Consider the following 14,621-nt stretch of genomic DNA (forward strand, 5'->3'; position numbering starts at 1 on the left):
ACTGACATAGCTGTCATGCAGTTGATGAAAGTCATTTATAAGAAAAGATTATAAAAAGAATTGAAAATCAAGTATAAAAAAGTTTATTATACAACCTATTTTTATACTTTTGCAAAAAATTAGAAAATTATGTACTGGACATTAGAATTAGCTTCATATCTAAGTGACGCACCTTGGCCAATGACAAAAGCAGAACTTATTGACTACGCAATCCGAACTGGTGCACCTATGGAAGTAGTTGAAAACCTTCAGGCAATCGAAGATGAAGGAGAAATTTATGAATCTATTGAGGAAGTATGGAGTGACTATCCTACCGATGAGGACTTCCTTTGGAACGAGGACGAATATTAATAAAGCGATAAGCTTTAGGCTGTGTGCTTAGAGCTTTTTTGCACTTTTATATATTAATTTACACGATAAGCGTGTCATTTAAAACGCTTAAAGCATCTTGCATTAAGCATAAAGCAAAAAATTTATGAGTTTTTTAAACAAAGTTCTTAAAGGGTTTTTGGGAGACAAAAAAGCGCAGGACCTAAAAGAAGTAAAAAAAGTTGTAACAAAAATCAAAGCTGTAGAACCCAACATCCAACAATTGTCGGATGATGGTTTGAGACAAAAAACTGCTGAGTTTAAAGAGAATATAAAATCTGCAACAAGCAATATCACAGCTCAAATAGAACAGATAAAAGAGCAGATAAAAAACTCAACCAATGTTGACGAAAAAGAAGCTCTTTTTTCAAAAATTGAGTCTTTAAAGAAAGAGTCGTACGAAATTGAAGAGAAAGTTCTGATTCAGGTTCTTCCCGAAGCTTTTGCATTGATAAAAGAAACGGCAAGAAGATGGGCTCAGAATGGTGAAATCCGTGTAACAGCAAGTGACTGGGATAGAGAACTGGCTGCTATGGGGAAAGATTTCGTTGAAATTCAGGGAGACACAGCTGTTTGGAAAAACTCATGGGATGCTGCCGGAACTCCTGTAGTTTGGGATATGGTCCATTATGATGTTCAGTTTATCGGAGGTATTATTCTTCACAGTGGTAAAATTGCCGAAATGGCAACCGGTGAAGGTAAAACCTTAGTGGGAACATTACCTATTTATTTAAATTCACTTCCGGAAAGAGGAGTACACGTTGTAACGGTAAACGACTACCTTGCTAAAAGAGACTCCGCATGGATGGGACCTCTTTATCAGTTCCACGGTATGTCTATCGATTGTATTGATAACCACCAGCCGAACTCAGATGGAAGAAGAAAAGCATATAACTCAGATATTACCTATGGAACGAATAATGAATTCGGTTTCGATTATCTGAGAGATAACATGGTAACTTCACCTTCAGAATTGGTACAAAGAGAATTGAACTTTGCTATCGTGGATGAAGTTGACTCCGTATTGGTAGATGATGCAAGAACTCCATTAATTATTTCAGGTCCGGTTCCTCAGGGTGACAGACAGGAATTTGATGTTCTTAAACCTTCTATTGACAGAATTGTTGAAGTACAGAAGAAAACTGTTTCTGCTATTTTCAATGAAGCCAAGAAATTAATCGCTGCCGGAAATAACAAAGAAGGAGGGTTTAAATTACTTCAGGCTTACAGAGGTCTTCCAAAAAACAGACAATTAATCAAATTCCTATCGGAAAGCGGAAACCGTGCATTGCTTCAGAAAACTGAAGCCCAGTATATGCAGGATAACAACCGTGATATGCCGATTGTAGATAAAGATCTTTACTTTGTAATCGAAGAAAAAAACAATCAGGTAGATCTTACAGACAAAGGTGTTGAATATATGTCTCAGGGTAACTCTGATGCGAACTTCTTTGTACTTCCTGATATCGGAACTGAAATTGCTGAAGTAGAAGCTAAAAATTTATCTAAGGAAGAAGAATTTGAAGCTAAAGAAAGACTTTTCTCTGACTTTGCTGAAAAATCTGAGCGTGTTCACACAATGAGCCAGCTATTGAAAGCATATACATTATTTGAAAAAGACGATGAATATGTGGTGATTGATGGTGAAGTAAAAATTGTTGATGAGCAGACGGGACGTATCATGGAGGGACGTCGTTATTCTGACGGTCTTCATCAGGCGATCGAAGCAAAAGAGAATGTAAAAATTGAGGCAGCAACTCAAACTTTTGCAACAGTTACGCTTCAGAACTATTTCCGTATGTACAACAAGCTTGCGGGGATGACCGGTACTGCAGAAACAGAGGCTGGGGAACTTTGGGAAATCTACAAATTAGATGTTGTGGTAATTCCAACCAACCGTCCTATCTTAAGAAATGACAAACAAGATTTGGTTTTCAAAACCAATAGAGAAAAATACAATGCTGTAATTGAAGAGATCGAAAGATTAACAGCACAAAAAAGACCGGTACTTGTAGGTACTACGTCAGTTGAAATCTCTCAATTGCTTTCAAAAGCACTTCAATTAAGAAAAATCCCGCACCAGGTATTGAACGCAAAACTTCACAAGAAGGAAGCTGAAATTGTTGCAGGAGCAGGACAGCCGGGAGTTGTAACCATTGCAACCAACATGGCAGGTCGTGGTACGGATATTAAGCTTTCTAAAGAAGTAAAAGAAGCAGGAGGTTTAGCAATTATCGGTACTGAAAGACACGATTCCAGACGTGTTGACAGACAGCTAAGAGGTAGAGCGGGACGTCAGGGAGATCCGGGAAGTTCTCAGTTCTATGTGTCTCTTGAAGATAACCTGATGCGTTTGTTCGGTTCTGAAAGAATTGCTAAAATGATGGACAGAATGGGTCACAAGGATGGTGAAGTAATTCAGCACTCTATGATCAGTAAATCTATTGAGAGAGCTCAGAAAAAAGTAGAAGAAAATAACTTCGGAACCAGAAAGAGACTGCTTGAGTATGATGACGTAATGAACAAGCAGCGTGACGTAATCTATAAGAGAAGAAAGAATGCTCTATTTGGAGATCACCTGAAGTATGATATTACAAATATGATTTTCGATGTTTCCAATTCTATCGTTACGAAAGGAAAGGCAACTGGAAATTATAAAGATTTCGAATACGAGATCATCAAGACGTTCACAATGGAATCTCCGGTTTCTGAAAGTGAATTTGGAAATAAAACGGTTCAGGACTTAACGAATATTCTATTCAAAGCTGCACAGGAAGATTATCAAATGAAGCTGAACCTATTGAAAGAAAAATCATTCCCAATCATTGAGAATGTTTACCAAAATCAAGGTTCAATGTTCAAAATGATTCAGGTTCCTTTCACAGACGGACACAAAACAATGACTATTGTAGCTGACTTAAAAGAAGCTTACGATACGAAGTGTGAAAGCCTGGTGAACGATTTTGAAAAAAATATCACCTTATCAATCATCGATGAAAACTGGAAACTTCACCTTCGTGAAATGGATGACTTGAGAAGATCTTCTCAGGGGGCTGTTTACGAACAGAAAGACCCACTTGTCATTTACAAGCAGGAATCTTTCCACTTATTCAGTGAAATGATGGATAAATTGAACAAAGAGATTATCTCTTTCTTATACAAAGGAGAAATTCCGGCATAAGAAAAATTTAATATAATCATACAAAACCCGCTTCAGCATTGACTGGAGCGGGTTTTTGTTATCCAGTGTATAACAATTTTATGATAAATATCAATTTAATTATTTATTTAGAATAGTTAAAAATAATATATTTGCAGAAAATTTGACTTTCATGAAAAATGTACTGATCTGTGCTTCTATGCTGGGCTCAATTTTGGCCTTTGCTCAAGAGAAAGACTCAATCAAGACTAAAGGCATTGATGAAGTAATTATCATTAACTCTTATATAAAAAAAGACAGTGAATATTCAAATAAAATGCCCCTAAAGGCTATTGAAAATCCACAAGTTTATTCAAGTATTGACAAGACCATTTTAGAAAATCAAGGAATTTATACTGCGGATGATGCTTTCAAAAATATTCCCGGTCTGCAGACCATGTGGACTTCTAATGGAAGAGCCGGTGACGGCGGAGCTTATGTAAGTTTAAGAGGTTTTGTATCTGCCAACTCTTTAAGGAATGGAGTTTTAGGAGCTGTAACAGGAACTATAGATGCCATTAATCTTGAAAAAATAGAAGTTCTTAAAGGGCCATCAGGAACATTATTCGGGAGTTTGCTTTCAAGCTATGGAGGAGTCATCAACAGGGTAACCAAAAAGCCTTATGAAACCTTCGGAGGAAATGTAAGCTTATCTGGAGGGAGCTATGACACCTACAGAGCAGCAGTAGATATCAACACCCCTCTTACACAGGATAAAAAACTGTTATTCCGCCTGAATTCTGCCTATACAAACGAAGGCACTTTCCAGACAGAAGGATTCAGACGAAACTTAGCTATTGCTCCAAGTTTAAGCTATAAACCAACTGACAGATTAAGCATCAACCTTGATATGGAGTTGTTTCAAATGAAGAACATGAGTGATCAGACCTTTTTCTTTTATTCAGGGAATTACCTGCAAAAGGTTAACAATATCAAAGATCTAAATTTAGATTATAAAGACTCCTATTTAGGAAAAGACCTTACCAATACCGGAAGAAGCATCAACTTCTTTGGCCAGGTCAACTATAAGATTTCAAATTCTATTACTTCCTCTACTAATTTTAGTACATCGTCCAGTTATTCTAACGGATTTATGCCCTATTTATATTTTATGGGCGATGATGCCAGCAGCATGTATAGAAGTGATCAATCTACACGAGACAGCAGAAAAAAATCTCTCAATTTTCAACAAAACTTCAATGGAGATTTTCACATTGGAAACCTAAGAAACAGAGTTGTTGTAGGGTTTGATTATTTAAGGGTAAATAATAATCAGAATTTCTATGATGTGAATGGTTTTGACAGAGATGCAAGTGGAAATTCTATTCCTGTTCCTTTGCATCAAGCTGGTTTTGATTATACCAATTTCAATGGCACGGCTCTTCAGGAAAAATATAACGCCATGGCAGGAAATGAAAGTCCTTATCTTATAAAAGGGATTCAGGAAAACTATGCAGTTTATATTTCCAATGTACTAAATATCACTAATAATCTTAATGTACTAATGGCATTAAGAGTGGATAATTTCACAAACAAACCAGGAATTACTGGTGCTTCAGATTCTGAAGAAAGAAAAAAACTGAATCAGACGTTTTTCTCTCCAAAATTAGGAATTGTGTATGAAGTGGTAAAAGACAAGTTTTCCATTTTTGGAAATTACCAGAACAGTTTCAAAAACCTTGATTATTATGTGGATGCATCAGGAACTACGAGAACTCCGGTTCCTGAGCAGGCTAATCAAGTGGAAGGAGGGATCAAAACAAGCCTGTTTAACGGAAAATTATCCTCTACCTTAAGTTATTATAATATTCAGGTAAAAGATGTTCTAAGAAGTACGCCTTCTGATAACCCTCGTGCACAAATACAGGACGGTACTATTGTAAGCAAAGGTGTTGAACTTGAATTAAATGCTTATCTGGTAAAAGGATTTACAGTAATTGCCGGATTCAGTTATAACGACTCAAAATATACCAAAGCTGACCAGGCTGTGCTGGATAGAAGACCTAATACTTCGGGATCTCCTTATTTAGCAAATTTATATGCAAGCTATCAGTTTCTGGACGGAAATCTTAAAGGATTAGGTTTTGGAGTTGGTGGAAATTATGCCAGCGAAAATAAAATCTATAACTCTGCAGACGGTGTTTTCTCTTTACCATCCTATGTCGTTCTGAATGCCAGCGCATATTATGATGCTAAAAAATTCAGAATTGGGGTAAAAGTGGACAACTTTACCAATCAGCATTACTGGATAGGATACACCACTGCAAATCCTCAAAGGCTTATCAATGCAGTAGGTACTCTTACCTATAAGTTTTAAGCATAAAAAATAAATCAAAACTTGACTCTATAAACAATGAAAAAAATAACGATAGGAGCTGCATTATTAACCACTATGTTAACTTTTGCGCAAGAAAAAAAAGATACTATCAAATCTAATGATATCGAAGAAGTTATTGTCAACGGAAGGTATTATAAAAAATATGTAGAAAAGGAAGGATCATCTTCTCTTCGTCTGGATGAAGCTTTGATTAAGATTCCACAAAACATCTCCATCATTACCAATAGAGCGCTGGAAGACCAACAGGTAACTACCCTAAGTGATGGTGTTTTAAGAAATGTTGCCGGAGCACAAAGGCTGGAGCACTGGGGAGACATGTACACCAGAGTCAACATGAGAGGCTCCAGAGCTGCTGCTTTTATGAATGGAGTAAACGTAACTTCAAATTGGGGCCCGTTAAGTGAAGACATGAGCTTTGTAGACCATATAGAATTCATCAAAGGTCCATCCGGGTTCTTAATGTCTAATGGAGAGCCTAGCGGAATTTATAATATCGTGACTAAAAAACCTACCGGAAATTCTTTGAACGGTTCAGCAAAAATTACACTGGGAAGTTACAATATGTACAGAGGAGAGGCTGATATTGATACTAAAATAACGGATAAAGTTGCTTTCAGACTAAATTTGATGGCGCAAAACAGAAAGAGCTTCAGAGATTATGAATTCAATGATCGTTATATCATTAATCCTTCATTAAAAGTAAAACTTACAGATAAGACTACTTTAGTTGCTGAGTATATTTATCAGAAAGCTAAAATGTCTGAAGTAGGATCGGCCTATGTTTACAGCTTTGAAGGCTATGGGAAAAAACCTGCTGAATATACAGTAACTGATCCAGGTATTGACCCAACCAATGTGACCAATAATACCATTAATGTAAATTTACAGCATAAATTTAATGAAAACTGGAAACTGACTTCTCAGCTTACTTATGTAAACGAATATACAATGGGAAGCGATATCTGGCCAGGAAAATTCATTTCAGAAACACAGTTTATCAGAACATTAAATTATTGGGAAGCCAGTAATATTATGAAATTCGGACAGGTATTTTTAAATGGATACTTCAAAACAGGGCCGGTATCACACAAAATATTAACGGGTCTTGACTTGGGATCAAAAAAATATCTGGCTGATTGGTCAAAAAGCGGACCCTTGGATACTGAGAAAAATCCATTCGACCTGAATGCTACTTCTTATACACCTCCTAGTGCAGGATATCCAAAATTTGATACTGAAGGAAAATCTTTATTACAGAGAGCCACTCCTTATGGTACTATTGAACAGGAATACACAGGATTATATTTACAGGATGAATTAGGATTCTTAAATGATGCTTTAAGATTAACCGTTGCGGCACGTTATACAAACGTAAAAGAAAACAGCTACGGAACGAAAACAGAAGCCAACAGAATAACACCACGCGTTGGGCTTAGCTATTCTATTGATGACAATACTTCTGCTTATGCATTATATGACCAGGCCTTTTCTCCTCAGTCAGGACTATTCAGAGATGGAACTACTGCTAAACCAATTACGGGGAACAGCATGGAGATTGGGTTCAAAAGAGACTGGTTCAATGGGAAATGGAATACGACTTTATCCCTTTATAACATTAATAAGAATAATGCGATTACCAACGACCCAAGTGATCCAACCGGCGTTTTCTCTATTTTCTTAGGTAAAACTAGAGTACAGGGAGTAGAATTTGACCTTAAAGGAGAAATTACCAGAGGGTTCAATGCGATCTTCAATTACGCTTTTACAGAAAACAAATTTACGGAGACCACACCTAAAGCAACAAAGGGAGAACTGGTTCCCGGATATGCTAAACATACTATCAACGGTTGGTTAAATTATACATTCACACAAGGTGAACTGGAAGGTTTCGGACTAAGTTTCGGAGGAACTTTCCTAGGTGGAAGAAGCAGCTGGAACTGGGGAAGTACCAATGCGCCGTTGCAAATGAACGACTATTTGAAGTTTGATGCCGGATTATCATGGGAAAATGCCAAGTTCAGAGTAGGATTAAATGTCTTCAATGTCTTTAACAGGTATTTGTATAGTGGAAGTAGTATTAATTTCACTATGGCTGATAACACTCAAAGAGGAGGATATTACTATCAGGCTGAAGCACCTAGGAATTTCAGGTTATCATTAGCTTATAAATTTTAAAAATCAAAGGTTAGCCCCACAAGGGGTTAACTTTTTGCTATGAGAAAAAAGCATCATAAAAAGAAAGTTTCTTTTACAAAGAAATGGTCTGCCAAACTACATCTGTGGTTTGGCTTGTCCGTTGGTATTATTGTTTTTATAGTCTCTCTTACAGGGACTTTATATGTTTTTAAGGATGAAGTACAGAATAGCTTACGTAAGGAGGCTATTTATGTAAAGCAGGGAGACCCCGGAGCAAAACCTTTATCAATTAATCTGCTTCGGGAGAAAGTAAGTCTGGAGCTTAATGAAAAGTATCCTTTAACCTCCGTTGAAATTCCTTTAGACAAAAGTAAATCCTATCGTTTCCTATATTATGAAAAAAATAAAAAGGGATGGAATTACTTTCAGGAAGTACTCATCAACAAACAGGTTTATGTCAATCAGTACACCGGAGAGATTCTTGGTATTTACAATGAGAAATATGATTTTTTTAATATTTTAAAATACATTCATTGGGGTCTTCTCCTGAATTCCGACTGGGGCAAATATGTTGTAGGAATTCCAACCGTACTTTTTATTTTCATGCTCATTACAGGAATCATTTTGTGGTGGCCTAAAAATAAAAATGCCAGAAAAGGAAGATTCTGGTTCTCCTGGGAAAATGTGAAAAACTGGAAACGTAAAAACTACGATCTTCACAACGTACTGGGATTCTATGCCTCATTTATTGCCTTACTGCTGAGCGTTACCGGAATCTATTTCGCTTATCCTTATGTGAAAAATACGTTCAACGTTGTATTATCCGGTTCTCTGGATCTTCCTAAGGAAAAAGAGCTCAAATCACCGGACTCATTAATGGTGAAGAATGAAGCCATTTTTGATATTGCCGCTTCCCAGACTGAAAAATTATATGCAGGTTCATCAAGTTTCAGAATATCTTTAAACGGAAAAACTAAAAAAGGGAAGGAACTTAAAAACCTCCCTGTTTCCATTTATGGGCAAGACGGAAGATTCAGTGAGAGAAACCTGCTGACTTTTGATAAATACTCAGGAAAACTACTAGCCAATAAACCTCATCAGCAACTGAACAACGCAGAAAAATACGCCAATGCCAATTATGATATTCATACAGGCTCCTACTTTGGACTGTTTGGAAAAATCATCTGGTTCATTGCCGGCCTCATCTGCACATCACTCCCTGTCACCGGATTTTTGATCTGGTGGGGAAAAAGAAAGAAACAAGGAAAGAAAATATAATGAAAAAAGTGCTTTTATCAGCTGCCTGCTTAGGAACTACTACCGTTTTCGCTCAGGTTAAAGATACATTACAGACCAAAAATGTTGAAGAAGTAGTTATGACCGCCTCAAGGAAAAAGGAAAATATAAAAGAAGTTCCAAGTTCCATCACAATTGTAGGGGAAAAACAGATTCAGTCTCAGCTGACGGTCAACTCAGATATTACGAGTATTCTGCAATATACTGTTCCCAGTTTAGGAACCAATTCCGGACAGACTTCTAACACGGGGCAGACGTTACGAGGGCGCCAGGTTTTGGTTTTGATTGACGGTATTCCTCAGTCTACTCCACTTCGAAACGGAGCAAGAGACGTAAGAGTCATTGATCCATCAGCCATTGAAAGAATTGAAGTAATAAAAGGAGCATCATCTATCTATGGAAACGGAGCAGATGGTGGTATTATCAATTATATTACAAAAAGAAGTAAAACGGATAAGAAAATATCAGGAATTTCACAGATTGGTCTTACCGGGCAGCCTTATGGTGGTACTTTAGGAGTAAGAGCCAGCCAGCTTTTGTCAGGAAAGGTCAATAAATTTGACTATACCCTTTCCTTAGCTTATGAAAGGACGGGTTATATGAAAGACGCGGATGGTATCATGCTGAGCCCTACTTACAGTACTGCAAAAATGGATAATTACAACGGAATGTTGAAATTAGGGTATGATATCAATGATAACCAAAGAATTGAAGCTTCTTATATCGGCTATTCTTCAAAATCAAACCTGAATTTAGGATTAAAAACAGGGAGATACGGCGTCACCCCTACCATAGGAGAAGGACTAGGAAAAGGATTGGAAACAACTCCTCAGGGAACACCAAAAAACCACAACGTCAGAGTAAGTTACGACAATAAAAATCTATTTGCCGGAACTTCTTTAAATATTAACCTTTATTATCAGGATTTTAAAACGGTTTACGGGTATAGTGATACCTTTTTTAATGGCGGGCAGTCTAATGTTCTTTCCAAAAAGATGGGAGCAAGGTTTAATTTTGACACCCAGCTTTGGAATACTCACAATTCACAGGCCGAAATTATTTACGGAGCAGATATCCTGAATGACAATACTGTACAGAAGCTGGAAGACGGTAGGTTCTGGACTCCGAACATGACTATGACCAACATAGCGCCTTTCTTACTGGCAAAAATTGACCTGTTCAAGAAGCTGACCATTAAAGGAGGTCTTCGTTATGAAAATATTAAAGTCAACGTAGATGATTTCAATACCCTTTCTGTAGTTAAAAGTGACGGAACATTTACAAAAAGTATTCCTGTAGCAGGAGGAAATTTGAGCTACAATGCCCTTGTAGGAAACATTGGAGTGCGTTACAATATTGAGCCATATATTAATCTGTTCGGAAGCTTTTCACAGGCCTACTCTATCAATGAGCTGGGAAGAATCTTAAGAACCTCAACTTCTGAAACTATTAAGAATCTTGAAACAAAGCCAATCATTGTCAACAACTATGAATTTGGGGCAGCAGGACAGCTTGCAAGCTGGTTAAATTATGAATTAACTTCTTATGTGAGTACTTCTAAACTGGGGGCATCATTCGTACAGAGTCCGGACCGTGCATTAATGATTCAGAGATCACCGGAAATCGTATATGGAGTTGAAGGTTTCTTACATTTTACTCCGGTAAAGTGGGTTCAGTTCGGTGGAAGTTACAGCTGGATGGAAGGAATCACTTCTGTAAAAGATGACGGAGATTACTCTACGAAGATCAATAACAGCAGAATTTCAGCTCCTAAAGTGCTTGCTTATATTCAGGGGAAACCAATTCCTGCCTTATCAATCGGGCTTGACATGCTTCATTCTTTTAAACAAAACAGATTTGACCCGAATGCAAAAACAGGCCTTTATGCCTATGGTGAAGGATATGTTCCAGACTATACTGTTTTTAATTTTAAATCAAGCTATGAAGTAAACCATAACTGGAGAGTTTCTTTGGGTATTGAAAACATATTCAATAAAGTGTATCAGCCTTCCATTGCATGGTGGTCAGCAAGAGACAGCGACTATATTAATGCTCTGGGAATGAGAGGAACATTTATGATTGAATATAAATTTTAATTAAACTAAATAAAGAGTAAAGTTTATCTTTGCTTAAGATTCAATTTGAATATGAAGAAAAATCATCATCATAAAAAGAAACCGGGATTCTTTAAAAAATGGTCGGCCAAACTACATTTATGGCTTGGACTGAGCATCGGATTCCTCATCTTTATTATCTCTATTACGGGAGCATTGTATGTATTTAAAGATGAAGTAGAAAATATTACCCGTAAAGATGTCATTTATCATCAGGAACAGAACATTGACCAGAAGCAGATTCTTCCTATCAGAGTTATGGAAAAAGCTGTTGCAGAACAGGTAAAAGAAAAATACCCTATTCACTGGGTAAATATTCCTATAGATAAGAAAATGTCTTATATGTTCTTCTGGTATGAGCACAATACGGATTCCTGGAATTATTTTGATGAATTTCCAATCTACAAACAGGCCTATGTAAATCCTTATACAGGAAAAGTACTTCGGGTGTATGATGAGAAAAACGGATTCTTCAATATTGTAAAAATGATCCACTGGAGCTTCCTTCTCAAGCAGGACTGGGGAACTTATGTAGTGGGAATACCGGTTATTATCTTCGTTATTATGCTGATCACGGGAATTGTTTTATGGTGGCCAAAAAATAAAGCAGCCAGAAAGCAGCGTTTCGGCTTCAAATGGAAAAATATCAAAAGCTGGAAAAGAAAGAACTATGACCTTCATAATGTACTGGGTTTTTATGCGTCTATCTTTGCCTTAATCTTTTCTGTTACCGGCCTATTCTATGCGTTCTTTGTGGTTCAGGCAATGATATATGTAGTCTTCTCAGGCGGAGAAACAAAATATCCTGATTATTCTCACATTAAAACAAAGGCACCTATTGAGCTAAGAACGGAAGGAACACTAGACAAGATCATCAATACTGTAAAGGAAAAGTATCCGGATTCCTACGGTTTTGCCATAGATTTAGGCCACGAGCATATGGACGATCATGAGCACCCGAACTTTGAGGTATATGTAAAGCATCTCTCCTACTCTTATCATAAAAGCAGCAGCCTTATTTTTGATGAAAACTCCGGAGAACTGCTTCACACCCATGATCCCAAAGACAAAAACTTTGGAGAAAAGGTAGTAAATGCCAATTATGATATTCACGTAGGAGCTATTCTGGGGCTTCCTACCAAGATTATTGCTTTCATTGTAAGTCTTATTTGTGCCTCACTTCCGGTAACCGGATTTTTGATCTGGTGGGGAAGAAAAAAGAAAAAAACGGTAAAAACGGCTTAATCTTTTAAATAAAACCTAGTTAATAATCCATTAATACAATCTTTTTTATAATTTTAGAGCTTAGAATTTAATAATAGAAATGTCATTAATAGATTTATCAAAACAAGTTGCCCTTGGAGTTGACATCGGCGGGACCAATACCAAGTTCGGAATCGTAAACCACCGTGGAGAAGTTCTGGATAAAGGAAACCTCAAAACCGATGCTTATGATAAAGTAGAAGATTTTATCGATGCTTTATATGATCATGTATTTCCTTTGATGGAAAAGCATGGATCTGAAAAAAACTTTGACGGAATTGGAGTAGGGGCACCCAATGCAAACTATTATAAGGGAACTATAGAGCTGGCTCCCAATCTACCCTGGAAAGGTGTGATTCCTTTTGCCGAACTGATGACGGCAAAATTCGGTCTGCCTTGTACAGTTACCAATGATGCTAATGCAGCAGCCTTGGGAGAAATGCTTTTCGGAGCAGCACGAGGAATGAAAGATTTCATCATGATCACTTTAGGAACAGGGGTAGGCAGCGGAATCATTGCCAACGGAAGTTTAATCTACGGGCATGACGGTTTTGCAGGAGAACTGGGACACACCATCGTGAAGCCAGGTGGAAGAAAACACTGGAGTACGGGTTCTGAAGGAAGCCTGGAAGCCTACGCTTCGGCAACAGGAATTACAATTACAGCAAAGAAAATGAGGGCAGAATTCCCTGAATCTATGCTGAACCAATATCCTGAGGACGAAATCAATTCTAAGACAGTATATGAATGTGCTCTAAAAGAAGACCCAATTGCCATTGAAGTTTTCAGATATACAGGCCAAAAACTGGGTGAAGCATTAGCTAATTTTGTAATGTTCTCATCTCCGCAAGCGATCCTTTTATTCGGAGGAGTAATCAAAGCCGGAGATTTTATTTTAAAGCCTGCGAAGCTTCATATGGAAAGAAACCTTCTTCCTATTTTCAGAAATAAAGTAAAACTGGTATTCAGTGAGCTTGACGAAGCAGATGCTGCTATTCTTGGAGCAAGTGCTTTAGTTTGGGAAAAATAACTGATCCGACATAATACACAAGGAAGGCTTTCTCGTAATGGGAAAGCCTCTTTTTTATTTCAGCCATGACTCTATAAATCCTTTTACCGGTCTCTATCTATAAGACATCACTTGAGTTCACGTTTGGCACTGCCTTTCTATTTTCATTGATCCGTTATCATTTGTCTTATCTATGAGAACAATTCGTAAGATTCGTATGAAAATCCATCAGGTTTTTCTTACTTTTGATCTGTTTTTCCGGATCATCTTCTGATGCTGAAAAAAATAATAAAACAATATATTACCAAAAATGGACAACAATAATTTAGAGCAAATCACTTTCGGTGGCGGATGTTTCTGGTGTGTAGAAAGCTGCTTTAACCTGCTGAAAGGTGTAAAGTCTGCAGTCTCCGGATATTCGGGAGGGCATAAAGACAATCCTACTTATCAGGAAGTCTGCACCGGCGAAACAGGACATGCAGAAGTAGTACAGATCACTTATGATCCGGCTATTATTTCCTATGAGCAATTGATGGATGTATTCTTCTTCCTTCATGATCCTACTCAGCTGAACAGACAAGGTAATGATATCGGAACGCAATACCGCTCCGTTATTTATTATAAAGATGATGCGGAGAAAGCAAAAGCAGAACAAGCTGTAAAAGTATCTCAGGATTCAGGAAGATGGCCCGGAACCTATGTAACAGAATTAGCACCGTTTGAAAAATTCTGGCCCGCAGAGCAATATCATCAGGGATATTACAATGAAAATCCTACACAACCTTATTGCAGCGCTGTAGTAGGCCCTAAAATCCAGAAGTTTAAAAAATATTACGGAGAACTGGGAATGCTGAATGCTGAATAGTTCAGTATTATTACCATTAAAACGTATAAGAA

Annotated in this window: 9 protein-coding genes; all 9 read left to right on the forward strand. The window is 37.4% G+C overall.

Annotated elements, in window-relative coordinates:
* Positions 1 to 129: 129 nt before the first annotated feature.
* On the forward strand, positions 130 to 351 hold the full coding sequence (locus LF887_RS22970; protein ID WP_002662059.1) for a DUF2795 domain-containing protein: 222 nt from the start codon (positions 130 to 132) through the stop codon (positions 349 to 351).
* Between the two features lie 124 nt (positions 352 to 475).
* Positions 476 to 3,550 (forward strand): preprotein translocase subunit SecA, encoded by a 3,075-nt coding sequence (secA, locus tag LF887_RS22975; protein ID WP_236856559.1) that lies wholly within the window; start codon positions 476 to 478, stop codon positions 3,548 to 3,550.
* Between the two features lie 151 nt (positions 3,551 to 3,701).
* Positions 3,702 to 5,885, forward strand: a complete 2,184-nt coding sequence (locus tag LF887_RS22980) for a TonB-dependent siderophore receptor (RefSeq protein WP_236856560.1) — start codon at positions 3,702 to 3,704, stop codon at positions 5,883 to 5,885.
* 36 nt (positions 5,886 to 5,921) lie between these two features.
* Positions 5,922 to 8,081, forward strand: coding sequence for a TonB-dependent siderophore receptor (locus LF887_RS22985; RefSeq protein ID WP_236856561.1), 2,160 nt, complete (start codon positions 5,922 to 5,924; stop codon positions 8,079 to 8,081).
* Positions 8,082 to 8,120: 39 nt separating this feature from the next.
* Positions 8,121 to 9,320, forward strand: a complete 1,200-nt coding sequence (locus LF887_RS22990; protein WP_236856562.1) for a PepSY-associated TM helix domain-containing protein — start codon at positions 8,121 to 8,123, stop codon at positions 9,318 to 9,320.
* Positions 9,320 to 11,434: a TonB-dependent receptor gene (locus LF887_RS22995; RefSeq protein WP_236856563.1), complete on the forward strand. Its 2,115-nt coding sequence runs from the start codon at positions 9,320 to 9,322 to the stop codon at positions 11,432 to 11,434. The genes LF887_RS22990 and LF887_RS22995 overlap by 1 nt, the downstream gene beginning before the upstream one ends.
* Positions 11,435 to 11,485: 51 nt before the next feature.
* Entirely contained in the window at positions 11,486 to 12,697 is a 1,212-nt protein-coding gene (locus LF887_RS23000; protein ID WP_236856564.1) for a PepSY-associated TM helix domain-containing protein, read from the forward strand.
* A 79-nt stretch (positions 12,698 to 12,776) separates the two neighbouring features.
* The gene (locus tag LF887_RS23005) at positions 12,777 to 13,745 is read left to right on the forward strand and encodes an ROK family protein (protein ID WP_236856565.1); all 969 of its coding nucleotides are present in this window, start codon (positions 12,777 to 12,779) and stop codon (positions 13,743 to 13,745) included.
* A 289-nt stretch (positions 13,746 to 14,034) separates the two neighbouring features.
* On the forward strand, positions 14,035 to 14,589 hold the full coding sequence (gene msrA, locus LF887_RS23010; protein ID WP_236856566.1) for a peptide-methionine (S)-S-oxide reductase MsrA: 555 nt from the start codon (positions 14,035 to 14,037) through the stop codon (positions 14,587 to 14,589).
* Positions 14,590 to 14,621: the final 32 nt, after the last annotated feature.

Source organism: Chryseobacterium sp. MEBOG06 (genome assembly GCF_021869765.1).
Lineage (GTDB): Bacteria > Bacteroidota > Bacteroidia > Flavobacteriales > Weeksellaceae > Chryseobacterium.